This is a genomic window from Pontibacillus chungwhensis BH030062 (assembly GCF_000770675.1).
In the GTDB taxonomy this organism is placed as follows: Bacteria; Bacillota; Bacilli; order Bacillales; family BH030062; genus Pontibacillus; species Pontibacillus chungwhensis.
The window spans coordinates 242,704-261,939 of sequence record NZ_AVBG01000004.1 but is presented as its reverse complement, the minus strand read 5'-3'; the positions used below and the strand labels follow the sequence as shown (position 1 = coordinate 261,939).

General features: G+C 39.8%; 20 protein-coding genes and 6 tRNA genes. 23 read left to right on the top strand and 3 right to left on the bottom strand.

The window, feature by feature from the left end; translation table 11 throughout:
• Positions 1-120: 120 nt before the first annotated feature.
• The 17 genes from N780_RS20250 (at position 121) to N780_RS07995 (ending at position 11,918) form a co-directional block, all read left to right on the top strand.
• Entirely contained in the window at positions 121-243 is a 123-nt protein-coding gene (locus N780_RS20250; protein ID WP_269746696.1) for a hypothetical protein, read from the top strand.
• The gene (locus N780_RS08070) at positions 240-479 is read left to right on the top strand and encodes a hypothetical protein (RefSeq protein WP_036782162.1); all 240 of its coding nucleotides are present in this window, start codon (positions 240-242) and stop codon (positions 477-479) included. The genes N780_RS20250 and N780_RS08070 overlap by 4 nt, the downstream gene beginning before the upstream one ends.
• 390 nt (positions 480-869) lie before the next feature.
• A tRNA-Asn gene (locus tag N780_RS08065) sits at positions 870-944 on the top strand.
• Positions 945-946: 2 nt separating this feature from the next.
• Positions 947-1,023, top strand: a tRNA-Met gene (locus N780_RS08060).
• Between the two features lie 87 nt (positions 1,024-1,110).
• A tRNA-His gene (locus N780_RS08055) sits at positions 1,111-1,186 on the top strand.
• A gap of 7 nt (positions 1,187-1,193) precedes the next feature.
• Positions 1,194-1,270, top strand: a tRNA-Ile gene (locus tag N780_RS08050).
• A gap of 21 nt (positions 1,271-1,291) precedes the next feature.
• Positions 1,292-1,384: transfer RNA gene (locus N780_RS08045), tRNA-Ser, on the top strand.
• Positions 1,385-1,516: 132 nt separating this feature from the next.
• A tRNA-Phe gene (locus tag N780_RS08040) sits at positions 1,517-1,592 on the top strand.
• A 252-nt stretch (positions 1,593-1,844) separates the two neighbouring features.
• Complete coding sequence (locus tag N780_RS08035; protein ID WP_036782160.1) at positions 1,845-2,456, top strand: superoxide dismutase; 612 nt, start codon at positions 1,845-1,847, stop codon at positions 2,454-2,456.
• Between the two features lie 188 nt (positions 2,457-2,644).
• Positions 2,645-3,919 carry an MFS transporter gene (locus N780_RS08030; RefSeq protein ID WP_036782158.1) on the top strand — a complete coding sequence of 425 codons (1,275 nt, stop codon included), beginning with the start codon at positions 2,645-2,647 and terminating at the stop codon, positions 3,917-3,919.
• A gap of 80 nt (positions 3,920-3,999) precedes the next feature.
• The gene (locus N780_RS08025; RefSeq protein ID WP_036782156.1) at positions 4,000-6,183 is read left to right on the top strand and encodes a peptidoglycan D,D-transpeptidase FtsI family protein; all 2,184 of its coding nucleotides are present in this window, start codon (positions 4,000-4,002) and stop codon (positions 6,181-6,183) included.
• A 255-nt stretch (positions 6,184-6,438) separates the two neighbouring features.
• Positions 6,439-7,437, top strand: a complete 999-nt coding sequence (locus tag N780_RS08020; RefSeq protein WP_036782154.1) for a PstS family phosphate ABC transporter substrate-binding protein — start codon at positions 6,439-6,441, stop codon at positions 7,435-7,437.
• A gap of 106 nt (positions 7,438-7,543) precedes the next feature.
• Positions 7,544-8,488, top strand: a complete 945-nt coding sequence (gene pstC / locus N780_RS08015) for a phosphate ABC transporter permease subunit PstC (protein WP_036782151.1) — start codon at positions 7,544-7,546, stop codon at positions 8,486-8,488.
• A gap of 1 nt (position 8,489) precedes the next feature.
• A complete protein-coding gene (gene pstA, locus N780_RS08010; RefSeq protein ID WP_036782150.1) occupies positions 8,490-9,368 on the top strand; it encodes a phosphate ABC transporter permease PstA in 879 nt (292 codons plus the stop codon).
• Positions 9,369-9,411: 43 nt separating this feature from the next.
• Positions 9,412-10,179 (top strand): phosphate ABC transporter ATP-binding protein PstB, encoded by a 768-nt coding sequence (gene pstB / locus N780_RS08005; protein ID WP_036782149.1) that lies wholly within the window; start codon positions 9,412-9,414, stop codon positions 10,177-10,179.
• A gap of 39 nt (positions 10,180-10,218) precedes the next feature.
• The gene (gene phoU, locus N780_RS08000) at positions 10,219-10,875 is read left to right on the top strand and encodes a phosphate signaling complex protein PhoU (RefSeq protein WP_036782148.1); all 657 of its coding nucleotides are present in this window, start codon (positions 10,219-10,221) and stop codon (positions 10,873-10,875) included.
• 251 nt (positions 10,876-11,126) lie between these two features.
• The gene (locus N780_RS07995) at positions 11,127-11,918 is read left to right on the top strand and encodes a DUF817 domain-containing protein (protein ID WP_036782146.1); all 792 of its coding nucleotides are present in this window, start codon (positions 11,127-11,129) and stop codon (positions 11,916-11,918) included.
• A 155-nt stretch (positions 11,919-12,073) separates the two neighbouring features.
• Here N780_RS07995 and N780_RS20160 read toward each other — a convergent pair whose 3' ends face one another.
• Positions 12,074-12,559: an MltG/YceG/YrrL family protein gene (locus N780_RS20160; RefSeq protein ID WP_052114953.1), complete on the bottom strand. Its 486-nt coding sequence runs from the start codon at positions 12,557-12,559 to the stop codon at positions 12,074-12,076.
• Positions 12,556-12,945 carry a hypothetical protein gene (locus N780_RS07985; protein ID WP_036782144.1) on the bottom strand — a complete coding sequence of 130 codons (390 nt, stop codon included), beginning with the start codon at positions 12,943-12,945 and terminating at the stop codon, positions 12,556-12,558. The genes N780_RS20160 and N780_RS07985 overlap by 4 nt, the downstream gene beginning before the upstream one ends.
• Before the next feature lie 253 nt (positions 12,946-13,198).
• Between N780_RS07985 and rpmG the strand changes: the two genes are divergently transcribed.
• From rpmG to N780_RS07960, 5 genes are all read left to right on the top strand, one after another.
• On the top strand, positions 13,199-13,348 hold the full coding sequence (rpmG, locus tag N780_RS07980) for a 50S ribosomal protein L33 (protein ID WP_036782142.1): 150 nt from the start codon (positions 13,199-13,201) through the stop codon (positions 13,346-13,348).
• 322 nt (positions 13,349-13,670) lie between these two features.
• On the top strand, positions 13,671-14,231 hold the full coding sequence (locus N780_RS07975) for a 5-formyltetrahydrofolate cyclo-ligase (protein WP_036782140.1): 561 nt from the start codon (positions 13,671-13,673) through the stop codon (positions 14,229-14,231).
• A gap of 129 nt (positions 14,232-14,360) precedes the next feature.
• The gene (locus N780_RS07970) at positions 14,361-15,323 is read left to right on the top strand and encodes an L-lactate dehydrogenase (protein WP_036782227.1); all 963 of its coding nucleotides are present in this window, start codon (positions 14,361-14,363) and stop codon (positions 15,321-15,323) included.
• 53 nt (positions 15,324-15,376) lie between these two features.
• Positions 15,377-15,565: a protein YqgO gene (yqgO, locus tag N780_RS07965; RefSeq protein ID WP_036782138.1), complete on the top strand. Its 189-nt coding sequence runs from the start codon at positions 15,377-15,379 to the stop codon at positions 15,563-15,565.
• A gap of 96 nt (positions 15,566-15,661) precedes the next feature.
• Entirely contained in the window at positions 15,662-17,197 is a 1,536-nt protein-coding gene (locus tag N780_RS07960) for a rhomboid family intramembrane serine protease (RefSeq protein WP_036782136.1), read from the top strand.
• On the opposite strand, the gene N780_RS07955 is transcribed toward N780_RS07960, so the two are convergent.
• Positions 17,161-18,048: a hypothetical protein gene (locus tag N780_RS07955; RefSeq protein WP_036782134.1), complete on the bottom strand. Its 888-nt coding sequence runs from the start codon at positions 18,046-18,048 to the stop codon at positions 17,161-17,163. The two genes, N780_RS07960 and N780_RS07955, sit on opposite strands and share 37 nt — an antisense overlap.
• A gap of 91 nt (positions 18,049-18,139) precedes the next feature.
• Here N780_RS07955 and N780_RS07950 point away from each other — a divergent pair, with 91 nt between their 5' ends.
• Entirely contained in the window at positions 18,140-19,183 is a 1,044-nt protein-coding gene (locus tag N780_RS07950; RefSeq protein ID WP_036782132.1) for a M42 family metallopeptidase, read from the top strand.
• The last annotated feature ends 53 nt before the right edge of the window (positions 19,184-19,236 follow it).

The window sequence follows — 19,236 nt, the reverse complement described above, 5'->3', positions numbered from 1 at the left end:
GATAAAGGGGCAGGAGCTTGCCTCCTACCCCAACAATTGACTTAGAACCGCTTTTTTATGCTTTGTTAATGGGAACCATTCGATTGGCGTAACGAAATAGTGTGGGGAAGGAGGGTAGCTGTGAGAGAGTCTGGACGTGTAGCTGGAGTGTCGGGACGAGCCGCAAAAGAGTCGAGACGAGCGCCAGAAGAGTCAGGACGAGCTGCAAAAGAGTCGAGACGAGCGCCAGAAGTGTCAGAATGAGCCGCAAAAGAGTCGAGACGGGGCCAGAAGTGTCAGGACAACCGGCAAAAGAGTCTAGACAAGCGCCAGTAGAGTCAGGACAACCGGCAAAAGAGTCGAGACAGGGCCAGAAGAGTCAGGACCACCAGCAAAAGAGTCGAGACGGGGCCAGAAGAGTCAGAACAACCAGCAAAAGAGTCGAGACGGGGCCAGAAGAGTCAGGACGACCGGCAAAAGAGTCGAGACAGGGACAGTAGAGTCAGGACAACCGGAAAAAGAGTCGAGACGGGGCCAGAAGAGTCAGAACAACCAGCAAAAGAGTCGAGACGAGCGCCAGAAGAGTCAGAACCACCGGCAAAAGAGTCGAGGCGAAAGCCAGTACCGTCGCAACGAGTGTCAAAAGTGTCCAGACGCACCATCGCCCTCCCTCACAAACAGACTCATTTCCAGCACGTATAAAACCGGAATATAGATCGACAAAGGACAAATGAAGAAAAAATTAAAGTTTTTATTAAAAAACCCTTGTACAAAAAGGGCATACCATGCTATATTATTCGTGTTGCTTCATTTGGGAGCAAAAAAGTTATTGACACTCTCAACATTGCATGATATATTATATTGTGTCGTTAAAGAGACGTTTTAATTATTCCAACGTAGCTCAGTGGTAGAGCTATCGGCTGTTAACCGATCGGTCGCAGGTTCGAATCCTGCCGTTGGAGCCAATGGCGGTGTAGCTCAGCTGGCGAGAGCGTACGGTTCATACCCGTGAGGTCGGGGGTTCGATCCCCTCCGCCGCTACCATACATAAATTGTTTTTCATACTAAAATAACATAAACAGAGTTCATGTTATAAAGAACAATCATGAATAAGACAACTTAAGAATTATGGCGGTTGTGGCGAAGTGGTTAACGCACCGGATTGTGGCTCCGGCACTCGTGGGTTCGATCCCCATCAATCGCCCCATAAGATTGGACCCTTAGCTCAGCTGGTTAGAGCTATCGGCTCATAACCGATCGGTCGCAGGTTCGAGTCCTGCAGGGTCCACCAATCTTAGTCATTTTTTAGCTCGGAGGAGTACCCAAGTTCGGCTGAAGGGAGCGGTCTTGAAAACCGCCAGGGGGTTAACGCCCCGCGGGGGTTCGAATCCCTCCTCCTCCGCCATTATTAATTTTCTTCTTCTAAGAACGGAAGTCAGATTACGTTCTTTTTTATTTTCCTAAAGACTTATCATTAAATGATGTATTACAATAAACTTCCTTTTCTAAGTATGAGGTAGGGTTATAACATTAATTTGGCTCGGTAGCTCAGTCGGTAGAGCAACGGACTGAAAATCCGTGTGTCGGCGGTTCGATTCCGTCCCGAGCCACCATTTACATAAGATTGATCTAAAACAAGCAAAAGTGCTTGTCTTTTTTTTGCTCAATTATGAGTAAGATGAAACATTCGTTCCATGTTTTAAATTTTGGAGAAAAGGTTATTATATCTATGTGCGTATTGAAGCCTATTTGTGATGCATAACATTTGCAGATGGATTGGACCTTTGATACGCTTACAATGTAACCTTCATGACCGGATTGGTACCAGGAAGGAACTACATACTATTTAAAGGAGGAGATTCAAAATGGCTAAATTCGAATTACCAGAATTACCTTACGCATACGATGCGCTTGAACCTCATATTGACAAGGAAACAATGAATATTCACCACACTAAACACCACGCAGGTTACGTTAACAAGCTTAACAATGCTCTAGAAGGTCACGCTGATCTTCAGGATAAATCACTTGATGCACTAATTACTGATCTAAATGCAGTGCCAGAAGACATCCGTACAGCGGTTCGTCGTAACGGTGGCGGTCACTCTAACCACTCTCTATTCTGGACAATCATGTCTCCAAATGGTGGCGGTGAGCCAACAGGCGAACTAGCTGAAGCGATTAACAGCAAATTCGGAAGCTACGATGAATTCAAAGAGAAATTCGCAGCTACAGCAGCTGGACGTTTCGGTTCTGGTTGGGCATGGTTAGTTGTAAACAACGGTGAAATCGAATTAATGGACACATTAAACCAAGATTCACCAATCATGGAAGGTAAAACACCTATCCTTGGTCTTGATGTTTGGGAGCATGCTTACTACCTGAACTATCAAAACCGTCGTCCTGACTATATTGCAGCATTCTGGAATGTAGTAAACTGGGATGAAGTTGCCAAGCGTTACGCTGCAGCTAAGTAATAGCATTCTAAAAGAACAATAAAAGTCCTGAGCCTCTATAGAGGTTCAGGACTTTTTTATTGCGAAAGCTTATACACGCTTTTATCACCTAAATGGAGCCCTTCATCACTTTCTTGTTACTTAGATGTATTATGGTATAAGTACCTCCTATTTGAAAACAATAAAGACAGAGTAGGAGGCGTTTAGAAATGAAGAAAGGATTAAACGCAATTTTAGGTGAAGTCGAAGTAACCCGAGATTTAATTCTTTTGCTATCGATTGGAGGACTCTATGCATTAGGGATCTTCTTATCTAATACATTTGTGAATATTTATTTATGGAAACAATCAGGGGAATATGTGGCGATTGCGCTCTACAATTTATCCATTTACATTATGCAACCTTTAACGTTTATATTAGCGGGTCGGTGGGCTAAACGTATGGATCGTGTAATCGTATTGCGACTTGGCGTTATATTTCTCTCTTTATTTTTCCTGACTGTTTTGTTCTTCGGGGAGCAGGCAGCAAACTATAAAATTGTATTAGGCTCTGTTTTGGGCATAGGTTATGGATTTTACTGGTTGGCTTTTAATGTATTAACGTTTGAAATTACAGAGCCGGATACAAGAGACTTTTTTAACGGCTTTTTAGGCTTGTTACAGTCCTTTGGAGGGATGATTGGCCCAATTTTAGCAGGTTTTATTATCTCTAGGTTAGCGGCGAACACAGGATATACGGTAATCTTTACAATATCTCTTAGCTTGTTCGTGCTTGCTGTAGTCTGTAGTTTCTTCCTCAAGAGAAGATCTGCCAAGGGCAACTTCTCGTTTAAAAGGATTATTCATGAAAGAAAGCGGGATCGTAATTGGAACAAAATATTGTATGCACATACTTTCCAAGGACTACGGGAAGGAACATTCCTTTTTGTAATATCTATTTGGGTATTCATCACAACCCAAAGTGAGCTAGCGCTAGGAACCTTTAACCTTGTGTTTTCTGGTTTCGCGTTCTTGTTTTATTACTTAGCTACCCGTTTTATAAAACCAAAGCGGCGTAAGTGGTCCATTTTTACTGGAGGTTTAACGCTATATTTGTCCCTATATTTAATTTTAATCCACCTAAGCTATCCTACGCTGTTAATTTATGCGGCCATCATTGGGATTGCCTATCCCATTTTGTTCGTTCCGTATATTTCATTAACATATGATGTTATTGGAAAGGCATGGCATGCTGGGGAGATGAGAATTGAATATATCGTGGTTAGGGAGTTGTTCCTAAACTTAGGTAGAGTGATTTCTATTGCAATATTTTTAACGGGAATTACTTTCTTTTCTCCTGAAACGATTATTCCTTATATTCTGATGATTGTCGGGGCGGGTCATTTCATCATTTATTTCTTTATTAAGGATGTTCATTTTCCGGCGGATACAAAAGAGGAGTCCATTTTTGTAAAAAATAAGCTTGCTGACAATGATAATCGATAAACAGTCCTTCTGTTTTATAGTGAAATTTAGCCAAAAATGCTATAATAGCCTCAAAGTGTTTATTAGAGGAGGAGAGACTTATGGGGAAAAAGAACAAGAAAAAGAAGTCTCATCTTCCCTTTCGATTAAATGTGTTATTCTTTATTATCTTTCTTATGTTCTCAGGAGTCGTGTTAAAGCTTGGGATGGTACAAATCCTACACGGTGCTGAAGCACAAGAAGAGATCAATCGAACTACAAATGACACGACAAAGAAACCTGTACCGAGAGGGAAGATGTATGATCGATATGGCAATGTAATTGTGGATAATTCACCACTTTACGCCATTACATACACACCACCGAAATCAACCAATCAGGGGAAGCATTTGGAGATAGCCAAAAAATTAGCGCCAATGATTGAAAAAGATACAAAGAAAGTGACTCTTCGTGATAAGAAGGACTATTGGATATTAGTAAATAACGAAGATAACAAGGCTATAAAAGAAAGATTGTCTGTAGAAGAACAAACCTATACGGAAGAAGAGCAGGAGACAGGTGCGGACACGCCGTATGAAATTCTGTTAGATCGCATTGATCCAGAACAAGACCTACAATTTTCAGATCAAGTATTAGAAATCATTGCGATTAAACGTGAATTAGACAGTGCGTATTCGCTCTCTCCTCATATTGTGAAAAATGAAGGTGTAACACTAGAGGAGTACGCAACAGTTGCAGAAAACCTTGATAAACTCCCTGGTATTAATGTTAGTACAGATTGGCAAAGGAAATATCCATATGGAGATACGTTCCGTAACTATTTAGGCAGTGTAAGTATGTCTGGAATTCCTAAGGATGAGAAAGACCACTTTATGTCTCTTGGCTATAGCCTTAATGATCGGGTAGGTACCAGTGGTTTAGAAAAGCGTTATGAAATGGTACTTAAAGGTCAAAAGGAAAAGGTTGAGCATACCGTTAACAGTGACCAAGAGGTTATAAATTCTGAAGTTATTCAGGAAGGTACACGTGGGGATGATCTGAGGTTGACGGTTGATATGGAACTTCAAAAACGACTGGATGAGATTGTGCAGAAGCACTTAAAAGAAGCCATTACTCGCTTTCCTGTACAAAATCAATATATGAGCGAAGCAATGGTCGTCATGATGGATCCAGATAATGGAGAAGTTCTAGCCGTTTCTGGTCAGAAATATAATCGTGGTGAAGATGGAGAAAAACCATACTTCCAAGATTTTTCACTAGGGGCGATTACTCAGCAGTATGCTCCTGGTTCTGCGGTTAAGGGAGCGACGGTGTTAGCGGGGTATGATTCTGGTGTTATCAATTATGGTGAGCGTATAAACGACAATATTGCTATTCAATTTAAAGATACTCCTAAAAAAGCATCTTATAAAGCCTTAGGTACGATCAATGATATTCAAGCACTAGAAAAATCTTCAAACGTATATATGTACAATATTGCAATTAGAATTGCAGGACACAGAAATTATGTGCGAAATGAGACTATGAACTACACTCCTGGAAGTTTTCAAGTTATGAGGGATTACTATAGTCAATTCGGTCTTGGGGTTAAGACTGGGCTTGATATGCCGGCTGAAACTGAATCAGCAGGTTTGCAAGGGAAAGATTTTCAACCCGGTAACATTATGGACTTGGCAATCGGTCAGTACGATAACTATACGACAATGCAACTTGCTCAATACGTCTCAACAATTGCAAACGACGGCTACCGCATTCAGCCTCGCCTTGTAAACGAAGTGCATGAACCAGACGTTCAATCGGAAGGGTTAGGACCTATTATCGAATCATACAGTCCAAACGTCTTAAACAAAATTTCTATGACACAAAATGACATTGATCGAGTTAAAAGGGGATTTGAACGTGTGTTTCAATCTGGGGGTACAGCTTATAGCAATTTCGGTGAAGAAGTCGATTATTCTGTAGCAGGTAAAACCGGCACAGCAGAAGCCAAAGTTTATGACATTATACGAGATGAATTTGGAAATGCCATCGGTGTGGATGGCTCGACAGATGTTGAGCACTTAACGCTTGTTGGATATTCTCCAGCAGAAGATCCTGAGGTCGCCTTTGCTGTTGTAGTTCCTAATACAGGCGAAATTGATAACTACGGCCAATACCCAATCAACAAACACATCGGTCGCGATGCAATGAATGCCTATTATGATCTAAAAGAAAATCGTGCTGAAGCTATGAAAGATCAAGAGCAATCAGAAGAGGAAGATCAAGAAGAATCAACAGATCAATAATGGATAAAAGAAGTAGAGAGGGTTATGCAAATGCATAACCCTCTCTTTTTTTGTAGAAACTAAATGAAACTTCAAGCGGTGAAATACTGATGTGCCAGGAGGTTAGGGATTTTTTATACATCGAATTGATCAATTTACACAACCTTAACATTTCATTCATATGCCGTTAAAACTCTATGTGTAATATAAGCATTGTGAGTTGATCAAGCCCACTTGAACAACAAAATTCAACATTTATTTTAGGGGGAAAAAGAAATGAAAAGTTTCAAGCATTTAGCACTTATCTTCACCCTTATCCTTGCTCTTGGAGCTCTTGCAGCTTGCGGAAGCAGCGAAGGTGAGAATGAAGAAGATACTTCAAATGGTGATACACAATCTGAAACAGACGGTGGAGAAGCACTTTCAGGTGATGTGAAAGTAGCAGGTTCTTCTACTGTTTACCCTATGGCCCTTTACGTTCAAGAGCGTTACGCTTCTAAAGAACAAGACGTTAACGTAACACTACAATCTATCGGTTCTGGTGGCGGATTTGAAAAAGCAACTAAAGGTGAGATCGACCTATCTAACGCATCTCGTCCGATTAAAGAAGAAGAAGAGAAAAAAGCTGAAGAAAATGATATAAGCCTACATGAACTTACACTTGCATATGACGGTCTTACTGTAGCAGTAAGTGCTGAAAATGACTTTGTTGAAAACTTAACAGTTGAACAACTTAGAAAGATCTTCCTTGACAGTTCTGACGCAAAGAAATGGTCTGACATTAATCCAGAATGGCCAGAAGAAACAATCAAGATCTTCGCGCCTGGTCACCAGTCAGGGACATTCGATTACTTCAACGAAGTAATTCTTGAAGATAATGCAATGCGTGAAGATAGTGATGTTCAAACATCTGAAGATGACAACACACTTGTTCGCGGTATCAAAAACAGTGAGTATGCGATCGGATTCTTTGGTTATGCATACTATCTTCAAAACGAAGATTCTCTAAAAGCTTTAGGAATCCAAAATGGTGAAGACGCTGAGCCAGTTAAACCAACTTCTGATTCAATCCAAAGCGGAGAATATGAGCCACTTTCTCGTCCACTATTCACATACGTTGTTGAAAGTGCTCTAGAAAAGCCTCAAGTTTACGATTACACAATGTACATGCTTGAAAACGCAGGAGACGCTGCAAAAGAAGTAGGATATGTTGCTCTTCCAGAAGAAAAATATCAAGAGCAAATTGATAAAGTAAAAGAACTAGCTGGTAAATAAAGCATTAGCAAACTTCTTGGATAATTGGTTCTATGTAAGGTGAGGGGACGGGTTGAAAGATGTTCCCCTCACTTTGCTATGTTCCAGATGAAAGGGGATTTCATAAATGGATTCATCTAAAAATAAACAGGATGGGCTCTCGGTAAGTGAGAGGATTGAGAAAAATAAACAATCGAATAGCTCAACCGCGTTTGTAGAAAAATTAGTACCTAAACTTTTATTGATGTGTGCCACGCTTTCGGTACTTGTAACAATAGGAATATTATATACGCTATTATCTGAAACATTTACTTTCTTTAGTGAGGTAAGTGTTATTGAATTCTTTACATCTACTCACTGGAATCCATGGCGTGATTCATACGGCATTTTATCTTTAATTAGTGGAACGTTGCTAATTACCGTGACTGCTATGATCATTGCAATTCCACTGGGAGTAGCTTCAGCTATATTCTTGAGTGAATATGCATCTGATAAAGTTAGAAGGTTTCTTAAGCCTATTCTAGAAGTACTTGCTGGAATTCCAACAGTAGTTTATGGTTTCTTTGCTTTAACCTTTGTAACGCCTATGTTGGAAAAAATTATTCCAGGTTTATCTTTCTTTAACGCACTAAGTGCAGGAATTGTTGTCGGTATCATGATTGTTCCAATGGTAGCTTCCTTAACCGAGGATGCGATGGGAGCTGTTCCAAATGTATTGCGTGAAGGGGCAATGGCCCTAGGAGCAACAAGACTTGAAACAACAATAAAAGTTGTTATACCAGCAGCATTGTCTGGTATTATCGCCTCTTTCGCTCTTGCGATTTCCCGTGCGATTGGGGAAACGATGATTGTTGCCATTGCGGCAGGTGCTACTCCAAAATTCTCATTTGATCCGACTCAATCGATTCAAACGATGACGGGGTACATTGTTCAAGTCTCAACAGGAGATGTTTCCTATGGTTCAACGATCTATTACAGCATTTACGCAGTAGGGACAACTCTGTTCGTATTCACGTTAATCATGAACCTTCTTGCACAATATATTAGTCGAAGATTTAGAGAGGAGTACTAATATGGCTTTGATAAATAAAGACACAGTGTCTAATAAAATGAGTGGTCGTATCTTAAAGAACAAGATTGCAAAAGTGATCTTTTTCATCGCTACGATTATTGGTTTATTATTCTTAGGCGCTCTAGCATATCGGATATTGACTCAAGGACTCGGTAGCTTAGATATGGATTTCTTAACGGGATTCACTTCGCAAAGTCCAGACCGCGCTGGTATTAAAGCGGGTGTTATTGGCTCTCTTTGGCTTATGTCTGTTACAGCACCTGTGACGTTGATTATCGGTGTAGCCACTGCAATTTATTTGGAGGAATACGCTAAACGAGGGAGATTTACACGTTTCATCCAAATCAACTTGCAAAACCTTGCCGGTGTACCATCAATTGTGTTCGGTTTATTAGGTCTTACTATTTTCGTTTATATTTTCAAAACAGGTGAAATTGTTCTAGCTGGTGGTCTTACATTAGGCCTGCTAGTACTTCCGGTTATTGTAGTAGCCGCACAAGAATCAATCCGTTCTGTCCCGAATGAATTGCGTGAAGCTTCATATGGAATGGGAGCTACGAAATGGCAAACGGTAAGACGAATTGTTCTTCCTGCAGCGATTCCTGGTATTTTAACTGGTGGTATCCTTGCACTTTCTCGTGCTATTGGTGAAACAGCTCCGTTATTACTTGTAGGAGCAGCTACGGCGATCTTCACACTTCCAAGCGGAATTTTTGATCCTTATACAGCGATGCCAATTCAAATTTATAGCTGGACAAAAGCTCCACAGCCTGAATTTGAATATGTGGCTTCAGCAGGAATTATCGTTCTACTTGTGATATTATTACTACTAAACTCAATTGCTGTATTTATTCGCAATAAATTCTCGAAGCGTTTATAAATCTTTTTAGAGTCAACGGATTATTGAAGGAGGATTTGTCATTATGGCAGATACAAAAAGTTCAGTATTTAATGTGAAAGACTTAAACTTATGGTACGGGGACAATCAAGCCCTTTATGATATAAATATGGATATTAAAGAAAATGATGTTACGGCTATCATCGGACCTTCAGGTTGTGGTAAATCCACATACGTTAAAACACTCAACCGTATGGTAGAGACGGTTCCTGTCGTGAAAACCTCAGGAGAAATTGAATACCGAGGTAAGAATATCTTTGATAAGAACTATTTAGTGGAAGACTTACGCACAAAAGTAGGGATGGTTTTCCAGAAGCCTAATCCATTCCCTAAATCGATTTATGAAAACATTGTATACGGACCAAAAATTCATGGAATTAAAGATAAAAAGACGTTAGATCAAATTGTTGAAAAAAGTTTAAAAGGTGCAGCACTTTGGGATGAGGTTAAAGACCGTCTTCATGAAAATGCGTATGGATTATCTGGCGGACAGCAGCAACGTGTATGTATTGCTCGTTGTCTAGCTATCGAACCAGATGTCATTCTTATGGACGAGCCTACATCTGCCCTTGATCCAATCTCTACACTAAAAGTAGAAGAGTTAATTCAAGAGCTGAAGAAGGACTATAGTATCGTTATTGTTACACACAACATGCAACAAGCGGCTCGTATTTCTGATAAAACGGCTTTCTTCTTAAGCGGAGAACTTGTAGAATATACAGATACAAACACGCTATTCTCTACTCCTTCTGATAAGCGTACAGAAGATTATATTACAGGTCGATTCGGTTAAGACAATGGTTTATTTCAGGGATGGAAAGGGGTATTGGGTATGATTAGAGGTCAGTTTCATGAAGATATGGATCAGCTTAAATTTAGTATTAAAAAATTAGCTGTAGAAACGGTTAATGCGTTTGAAGAAGCGTTAGATGCTTTATACAATCAAGATATTGATAAAGCGAAAAAGATTATCGAACAAGATGATCAGCTTGATCGAAAAGAGCTCGAAATCAATGAGCAGGCCATTTTGTTAATTGCGAAACAGCAACCTGTCGCAACGGATCTACGCAGAATGATAGTGGCAATCAAGATTTCAGCTGATCTTGAACGTATGGCGGACCATGCAGTAAATGTTAGTAAAAGTGCGATCCACTTGGGAGAGGCACACGATATTTCTATTCCTCCTGCTTTACGTGATATGTTTGGCGTAGCTAAGGAAATGGTCGATACCGCTACGAAAGCTTTTGAGAGTGAAGACATTTCACTAGCTAGAGTATTAGCTGAGATGGATGATAAAGTGGATGAAATGTACGGACAAATTACACGTGAAATGCTAGAGCTAACAGCTACAAACCCACAAAAGATCCAGCATATTATGCAAATGGCGTATGTAGCACGATATATTGAACGCTTTGCTGATCATATTACGAATATTGGGGAGTATATCTTCTACCTGGTCAAAGGGCAAACGTTCGACTTAAATGAATAAGATGAAAAAGAGGCGGAATCAAATGTGATTCCGCCTCTTTTTTGTTCAAAGCGATGTGATTGTTTGTGACAGTGGCTATATGAGTCATAACCTGATAATGGGACAGTGGAGTAATTGAATCACATGCATTTTTTATTGTAAATCAATAAATCACGGCATATAATTAGGTGAGCAAGAATCGTACGTTAAACTGAGGGCAGTTAATTTGTTACTCTTGCTTCATAATTTATTCAATCGTTGGAGGGCAAAATATGAGAGTTCTAAAGCAATTGATTCGCTTTGGGTGGGAACAAGCCTTATCTTGTTTGTTCCCAGTCGTTATTTTTGCTTCATTGGCAATAACACAAGTCGTTTCGCTCCCCTTCTTGCCAAGGTATGACTGGCTTCTTATTATATTTCTTTTCATGCAATGGTGGATGGTCCGTGCTGGACTAGAAACATTAGATGAATTAAAGGTGATTACATTATTTCACCTTATTGGTTTAGCTCTAGAACTGTTTAAAGTGCATATGGGATCTTGGTCTTACCCAGAGGAGGGGTATTCTAAGGTCCTGGGCGTACCTCTTTATAGTGGTTTTATGTATGCAAGTGTAGCCAGTTATCTTTGTCAGGCATGGAGGAGATTAAATGTTCATTTGGTTAAATGGCCACCCCTGTGGCTGGTTGTACCTGTTGCAACTGCCATTTACTTGAATTTCTTCACGCACCATTATTGGATTGATATCCGCTGGTGGTTATCTGCTCTAGTAATCTTTATATTTTGGAAATCCTGGGTTACATACTCTATTAATGGAAGCAGATACAGAATGCCTATCGCATTTTCCTTTATACTGATTGGTTTTTTTATTTGGATAGCTGAGAATATCGCAACATTTTTCGGTGCTTGGGAGTACCCTAATCAAACAGAAGCCTGGAGTCTAGTCCATCTAGGCAAAGTGAGTTCGTGGCTATTGCTAGTGATTGTAAGCTTTCTTATAGTAGCTACCCTGAAGCAAGTGAAAGGGAAAAGCTCGACTAAGGTAAGTACCAGCCAAGTTCTCTAAGATCAAATAGAATGGATGCTTCCGTTTGCGTTAATAAAGAATATGGGGTTCACTTATGTCTCTATAAAAGGTGAAGGGTCACCAAGTAATGTCTTGCTGCAATCAAATAAAAAAGAGCATCAAATTGCCATGCAATTCAATGCTCAAATAAGACGTTAGCGTGTGATAATTTTTGCGATTTCTAAAAATGACATTTGGTTAACAACAGTATACTCACCAATCTGTATGTAACGACTGAATTCATTTTCTGTTAAGTATTGTCTAAATGCTTCCGCGTCCTCAATGATATTATTTTCTGCTAATGCCTGACTAATATCCTCAGGTACCATCCCTTCTTGAATAGACAATTTGTAAGCTTTCACATTGGATGGTTCGGATGCGGTATTTTTAGTTGCTTCTTTCTCAGCTTGTTCTTTTTGTGTGTTTGAGTTCGTTTCTTTTCCAGAAGAAGCTTCGTTTAATTTGGTCCATTTATTCTCCGTTACCACTACATATCCTTTTTCTTCTAACAAGGCCTTTGCTTCAGCTTTTGATGGATCTGTCGCTTTCGCCTCATTTACACCCTGTTGGGAATAGGCGAATGCAAGTAAAGAAGTAGCGGTTAAAAGTCCAAGCGCAAAGGCTCTTAGTGTGTGTTTCATGAATTCACACCTCGCTGTTTCTCGGTTGAATACTGACGCAACGTAACGAAGATATCATGTTCCTTCATAGACGTCTTCTCAGCTATTTGTTTTGTTGTAAAGCCTTCTTGGTAGAGTTCTAGTACTCTAGTTCCCATTGAACCTTGCTCAGACTCACGAGAAGGTTTAGAAGTGGACTCTTTATATAATGGTCCTGGTTCTTCTTCAATAAGAAGTTCTTCTTCAAGAACCTTCATTTTCTTCTTGAGTTGGTAGGTTTCCTGAATTGTGTTTAAGGAAATCTCTTCTATTTGCTCTTCTAAATCTTGTATTCGACTCTTCGTAAAGAAAGAGAGGATGTACAGAACAAGTGCTACAGAAAATAGCGTTAAAAACATGTAAATCATTTCTTCACCTCATTTCATTTCAATATTAGTTATATCATACAAAAACACTACAGAAAACCGACCTTATACTCGTTTTACAATGATTTTAGGTTCTTTTGATCTCTTGAGGATATAGACAAAAAAATAGCCTCTATTCGAATAAAAGAGTAAAACAACCTTGAAAGAATAACGATGATTTGATACTATTAATAAGTCTGATAAAGTATGTAAATACATTAAACAGAGTAAAGAATGGTATTTGGAGGGATAAACGATGCGTGTAAACATTACACTTGCTTGCACTGAAACTGGTGACCGCAACTATATTAGCACAAAAAACAAGCGTACAAACCCTGAACGCTTAGAACTTAAGAAATATTGCCCACGTTTGAAGAAACACACTCTTCATCGTGAAACGAAGTAAACAGTAGGATTAGCTCCTACTGTTTTTTTTATCGTTTTTTATTTAGGCTTTGTTAGTGTTTATTTACTTGTTTCATATATGCCCCCTTATGTGGAAGACTTGGAGTTGAGAGAATGCTTCCGTTTGCTCAAATTGAGTATAAGGTGGTTCGTGAAATCCCCAGACACCCCTAGCACTAAATAAACGTAACGGCCCCACACTCTTAACTTCAAGTATTCAACAATCCTAACGTTTGTTGTCGGTTTTAATCTATTCCAAATAAGCACTCTTATATCGATTAATGAGAATAATGATAAAAAATAGTAACGAAAGAGGTGTAAAGATGAAGACAAAGTTAGAGCTACGTACATATGGAAAAGAAGTGTTAAAGAAAATGAGCGAAGAAGAGAAAAAGGAAAAGGAGCAAGAAATCTATTTGGCTCTTCTAAACAGTCAATTATGGGAAAAGGCTTCTACAATTGGTTGTACCATCGCTCAAGCACATGAGGTTGAGACAGCACCTATTATTGAGTTGGCTTGGCAAGAAGGGAAAAAGGTGGTCGTTCCAAAGTGTACACCGAAAGAGAGTCATTTAGATTTTCACGAACTTTCATCATTCGATCAATTAGAGACGGTCTATTTTGGTTTACAAGAACCTGTTCCCACTTTATGTCCGGTCTATGAACCTAACTCCATCGACCTTATGCTTGTCCCTGGACTCATCTTTGATTTAAATGGATATCGCATTGGATATGGAGGAGGTTATTATGATCGCTACCTGGCTACATATGCCAATCAAACAGTAGCTTTAGCAACAGAGGCTCAGCTAGTAGAAAGTGTACCATTTGAGGAATATGATGTTCCTGTAAACCATATTGTTACTGAAAAAGGATTCCGGTTATAAAGAATTTAGAAGTTTTGTAACAATATCTTAACAATGTAAGCGTTATCTATCGTTTCTGGAACTTTTACAGTCATGTACAATGTAAATAGGGAAAAGGAAAAGATTTCATTTGAAGAAGGGATGATGGAGATGGAAAGAGTTAATCGTATTGCATTAATTGGAACAGGATTTGTAGGATCAAGTTATGCTTTTGCTCTATTGAACCAAGGTGTGGGGGACGAGCTTGTCTTAATTGATGTGAATAAAGAAAAATCAGAAGGCGATGCGATGGACCTGAATCACGGTCTGGCTTTTGCTCCATCCTATACAAAGATCTGGTATGGCGATTATAGTGACTGTGCTGCTGCTGACCTTGTCGTTATAACAGCAGGTGCCAACCAAAAGCCTGGAGAGACAAGGCTAGATCTTGTGGAGAAAAACTCTGCGATCTTCAAATCAATCGTAGACCAAGTTATGGGATCAGGATTTGACGGAATCTTCCTCGTGGCAACAAACCCAGTCGACATTCTAACTTATATGACCTGGAAGTTCTCTGGCTTACCTAAACATCGAGTGATCGGGTCTGGAACGATTTTAGATACAGCTCGTCTTCGTTATTCTTTAGGAGAATACTTTAACGTTGATTCACGTAATGTTCATGCCTACATAATGGGAGAACATGGAGACTCTGAACTTCCAGCTTGGAGTCATGCGAACATTGGTGGACGTTCTATTTATGACCGAATTAAGGATAATCCAGAGAAATATAGTGAGCGAGATTTAGGTCCATTGTTTGAAGGGGTTCGTGATGCAGCTTACCATATTATACAACGAAAAGGTGCTACCTATTACGGCATTGCGATGGGACTTGTCAGGCTAACGAAAGCTATTCTTCATAATGAAAACTCCATACTGACAGTATCAGCCTATTTGAGCGGTGAATATGATGAGAAGGACGTTTACATTGGTGTTCCGGCTATTGTAAATCGTTCTGGAGTGAGAGAAATTCTTGAGATTGAATTAGATGAATTAGAAGAAGCTCAATTTGCGAATTCTGCAAAGGTATTACGAGAGACGTTAAACCCAGTTCTCGAGAAATATAACGAAGAATAAAATTCTCGTGCTTTCACATACTAAACCTATCAATTAGGGATAGGTGGGTTAAGATGAGAGTGATCCTGTGGTTATTCTTCTTAATAGTTGGAATATATGCGTTGAATCGATATAAGTATCGCATATTAAATGGCGTATTAGCGTATGATTTATTAAGAAAACTTGTCGTTCGTGTGAGTATGCGGATGCCTTATCTAAGAGAAAAGATCTTACCACAAGTCTTAGGACGATCAATCCTTTAAAAAAACGTTCAGTCGTAGTTCCGGCTGAACGTTTTTTAGTATCTTTTTTCACGAATGGCCGTGGATTTGGTAAGATGAAGGAAAGGGGAGAGTCTTATGTATTTAGAGGATATTTATTACTTTTGGAAAATGACCTTCAACTTCATATCTAGTCATGATTTTGAAGTAATCCATATTGACCGAGAACATCGAGAAGTGTGGCTTGAGAAGAATAAAGGCAAGAGTACAGATGTTATTCGACTTAAGCAACAAACATTTGACTGGTCAAACCACCTACAGCGGGACCAGGATGTAGTAGCTGAAAAAGTAAAACATCTAACGAAAACACTAATAGGCCGAGAAATTAACGTGCATTCGATTTATATTTCTCAATTCCCACCTGTTGACGATTGGGAAAGAGACCCAGTACATATAAAAGCAAAAAAACATGTTCGCATGTATACGTATTTCGTCTTACAGCGAGAGAGGGAGCAGAGTTTAGAAGATATATATAATTCCTTGAGTATCCAAGAAGATCCTTTCCCTCCTGAAGATGAAGAAAAGATGGAGAGTCAGGTCCCGAAGCTAAGAAGGGCTGTTGACCAAGCCATTGAAACTAACATTAAAAACCAGCAGGCTGTGTTAAGTCGTGGCAAACCAATTCTCACGTACCTTTTTATTGCCATAAACATATTGATGTTTGTTGTATTAGAGGTAAATGGTGGGAGTCAGAATACGAGTACCCTCATTGAATATGGCGCTAAATTCAACCCACTTATTGTAGAAGGGGAATGGTGGCGTATAGTTAGTTCTATGTTTCTCCATATCGGGATCGCTCATATTTTGCTAAATATGCTAGCTCTTTATTACCTGGGTAATGCCGTTGAGAGGATGTTTGGAAGTGTCCGCTTTTTTGCGATTTACTTTGTAAGTGGTATTATTGGTGGTCTTGCAAGCTTCGCACTCTCTCAAAACGTTGCAGCTGGTGCTTCTGGGGCCATTTACGGTCTCTTTGGAGCCCTTTTGTTCTTTGGATTGATTTATAAGAAATTATTCTTTAGAACAATGGGAAGTAGTATTATTGGCATATTGATTATTAACATTGTATTTAGCTTCGCGATCCCCCAAGTTGATATTGGAGCACACCTGGGTGGTTTAGTTGGGGGCTTTTTAGCCTCTTCGTTTGTGCACTTTCCTAAGAAGCGAAATGTGCTTTCACAAGCAGCGAGCTTTGTATCTATTTTAGCCGTTGGTGGGTTCCTCATATGGTATGGAATTGGGGGACAGGAGAATTACAATCCTCACACCCAAACGGTCCTCGCTTCGTATTATCAGGAAACAGGCCAATTTGATCTTGCGTTTGATGTAGCTAATCAAGCCATAGAGGAACACAACAACGAGAACAGTGTACTATACTTCATCCGCTCTTATGGATACATCCAGCAAAACCAAGGGAAACAAGCTATTACAGATTTAAAGCGTGCAGTAGCATTAAACCCAGATAATGATTCAGCTCATTTTAACCTAGGAGTCCTTTATGCCAGGCAAGGGGAAAAAGATCTTGCAATAGATGCCGTTCAGAAAGCCATAGAAATCAATCCTGAAGCGGAAGACTATCAGGAACTTTTGGATGAGCTAGAAGGCTCAGGATAATATTGTAGCAACTTTTCTTTCTCCCCCCGTGGGTTCTCATATAATACAAGTAAGTGCTTCCCGTCCTTATCAGCTAAGATAAGGGGCACATAACTTGTTTGGTTAGTAGAATCAGATGACGCCGTGAAATCAAGAATATAGTTTTTATAAAGTCCCTCCCATAACTGGCCGATGACTTGTTGGGTTTGTTCAATGTCTAAGCCAGGGAGGGGCTTTGTTTTGTAGTCTGGTAAAGAAGTAAGTGGAATCCGTTCATATTGTTTAATGGGAATAGAGAAGTGTGTGATAAGTTGGTTCCATCTGTATGCTAACTGTTGCTGTGTAGCTCGATCGAGTGTCTCTTTCCAATCGATTTGTTGCTGATTCTGCGGCTGTGTGAATGATTCAAGTGGAGTTAATGGCGAATCGATAACATAAAGCTCACTATGAGTCATATCTTGAATACTTTTAATACGGTCATCAGGGTAATGAATCTCTCCGTGATGATACGTGATGGCCTGATAATGACCACTGTCTTCTCCTTGAACTTTCTCTTCTTGGAACAGATCCTGGCTCTGTTCTTTCCATTTGCCTAGTACCCCTTTTAATCGTCCATCCTCATAAAGTAGTGAAATATCCTGTCGTAGGTATACGGGTTCCTTTAGTTTAGAATCTGTAGTCCAGTTGATTTCGTATTCATCTTGGTCACTTTCAGAGAGCATTTCTAAAGAGGTGCTTGTCTCTTCAAAAGAAACCGTCTCATCAAGCGGGAAATACTTCACTACATTTTGAGCATCCTTCTGGAGCCATTGAAACACAACAAAAAAGCCGATTGCGTGGCTAATAAGTATAATCCATATGATCTTTTTCATTATGCAAGTCCCCTTTTCTTTTGGACATCCTGTGTCATTCATATGTATGATAGTAGATAGAAAGTTATGAAAATGAAAAGGGGAGATTGTTATGAAACATACGCAAGCGATCACGGCTATATTGGAACAACTCGTTAACATTCCTAGTCCTTCTGGGTACACTGAAGCATGCATTGATCATTGTGCAACTTACTTCGAAGACCTTGAGGTGCCTGCTTATAAAACTAAGAAGGGCGCTCTCATTGCAACGATAGAAGGAGAAGATAACACACAGCAACGATTATTAACTGCTCATGTGGACACTCTTGGTGCTATGGTGAAAGAAATAAAGGCTGATGGAACACTGAAATTGTCTATGATTGGTGGGTTCCGCTGGAATAGTGTTGAAGGAGAATATTGTGAGATCCATACGGCTAGTGGAGCAACCTACTCAGGTACAATACTGATGCATCAAACCTCTGTCCACGTATACAAAGATGGTGGAGATGCTAAACGAAACCAAGAGAATATTGAAGTTCGGGTAGACGCTGAGGTACATAATGCGCAAGATACGAAAGACCTTGGAGTTCAAGTAGGGGACTTTGTTTCGTTTGAACCACGCTTCCAAGTAACAGATAACGGTTTCGTGAAGTCACGTCACTTAGATGATAAAGCGAGCGTAGCCATTTTAATGCATCTTGTTGACACGCTGAAGGAAGAGGGTGTCGTTCTGCCATATACAACTCACTTCTATATCTCAAATAACGAAGAGATTGGCTACGGTGGAAATGCCAGTATTCCTGAAGAGACCGTAGAGTATTTAGCTGTAGATATGGGAGCCATTGGAGATGGGCAAACCACAACAGAATATGTCGCGTCTATCTGCGCGAAAGACTCGTCGGGTCCATATCATTATGGACTTCGCCAACATCTGGTTCAGCTTGCAGAACATAATGATATAGGGTATGAGATTGATATTTACCCTTATTACGGATCAGATGCTTCTGCGGCAATTCGTGCTGGAGCAGATGTGAAGCATGGGTTAATAGGTCCAGGGATCGATGCTTCTCATGCTTTTGAGAGAACGCATGTATCCTCTTTGGAACATACGTTTAACTTACTCTTTGCCTATGTTCAATCAGAGCTTGTAGAGTAATTGTATGTATGCTTATAAAGGTTTGTGCAAACAATGAGGTTAGACCTTTATAA

What these genes read in the sequence shown, in the direction of transcription:
- pstB (WP_036782149.1), top strand. Translation starts at nt 9,412, where the DNA reads ATGGCAGATACAAAAAGTTCAGTATTTAATGTGAAAGACTTAAACTTA.
- N780_RS08030 (WP_036782158.1), top strand. Translation starts at nt 2,645, where the DNA reads ATGAAGAAAGGATTAAACGCAATTTTAGGTGAAGTCGAAGTAACCCGA.
- pstC (WP_036782151.1), top strand. Translation starts at nt 7,544, where the DNA reads ATGGATTCATCTAAAAATAAACAGGATGGGCTCTCGGTAAGTGAGAGG.
- N780_RS07995 (WP_036782146.1), top strand. Translation starts at nt 11,127, where the DNA reads ATGAGAGTTCTAAAGCAATTGATTCGCTTTGGGTGGGAACAAGCCTTA.
- N780_RS20160 (WP_052114953.1), bottom strand. Translation starts at nt 12,559, where the DNA reads ATGAAACACACACTAAGAGCCTTTGCGCTTGGACTTTTAACCGCTACT.
- N780_RS08020 (WP_036782154.1), top strand. Translation starts at nt 6,439, where the DNA reads ATGAAAAGTTTCAAGCATTTAGCACTTATCTTCACCCTTATCCTTGCT.
- rpmG (WP_036782142.1), top strand. Translation starts at nt 13,199, where the DNA reads ATGCGTGTAAACATTACACTTGCTTGCACTGAAACTGGTGACCGCAAC.
- N780_RS07985 (WP_036782144.1), bottom strand. Translation starts at nt 12,945, where the DNA reads ATGATTTACATGTTTTTAACGCTATTTTCTGTAGCACTTGTTCTGTAC.
- N780_RS08070 (WP_036782162.1), top strand. Translation starts at nt 240, where the DNA reads ATGAGCCGCAAAAGAGTCGAGACGGGGCCAGAAGTGTCAGGACAACCG.
- N780_RS07970 (WP_036782227.1), top strand. Translation starts at nt 14,361, where the DNA reads ATGGAAAGAGTTAATCGTATTGCATTAATTGGAACAGGATTTGTAGGA.
- N780_RS08035 (WP_036782160.1), top strand. Translation starts at nt 1,845, where the DNA reads ATGGCTAAATTCGAATTACCAGAATTACCTTACGCATACGATGCGCTT.
- yqgO (WP_036782138.1), top strand. Translation starts at nt 15,377, where the DNA reads ATGAGAGTGATCCTGTGGTTATTCTTCTTAATAGTTGGAATATATGCG.
- N780_RS07950 (WP_036782132.1), top strand. Translation starts at nt 18,140, where the DNA reads ATGAAACATACGCAAGCGATCACGGCTATATTGGAACAACTCGTTAAC.
- N780_RS07960 (WP_036782136.1), top strand. Translation starts at nt 15,662, where the DNA reads ATGTATTTAGAGGATATTTATTACTTTTGGAAAATGACCTTCAACTTC.
- phoU (WP_036782148.1), top strand. Translation starts at nt 10,219, where the DNA reads ATGATTAGAGGTCAGTTTCATGAAGATATGGATCAGCTTAAATTTAGT.
- N780_RS08025 (WP_036782156.1), top strand. Translation starts at nt 4,000, where the DNA reads ATGGGGAAAAAGAACAAGAAAAAGAAGTCTCATCTTCCCTTTCGATTA.
- pstA (WP_036782150.1), top strand. Translation starts at nt 8,490, where the DNA reads ATGGCTTTGATAAATAAAGACACAGTGTCTAATAAAATGAGTGGTCGT.
- N780_RS07955 (WP_036782134.1), bottom strand. Translation starts at nt 18,048, where the DNA reads ATGAAAAAGATCATATGGATTATACTTATTAGCCACGCAATCGGCTTT.
- N780_RS07975 (WP_036782140.1), top strand. Translation starts at nt 13,671, where the DNA reads ATGAAGACAAAGTTAGAGCTACGTACATATGGAAAAGAAGTGTTAAAG.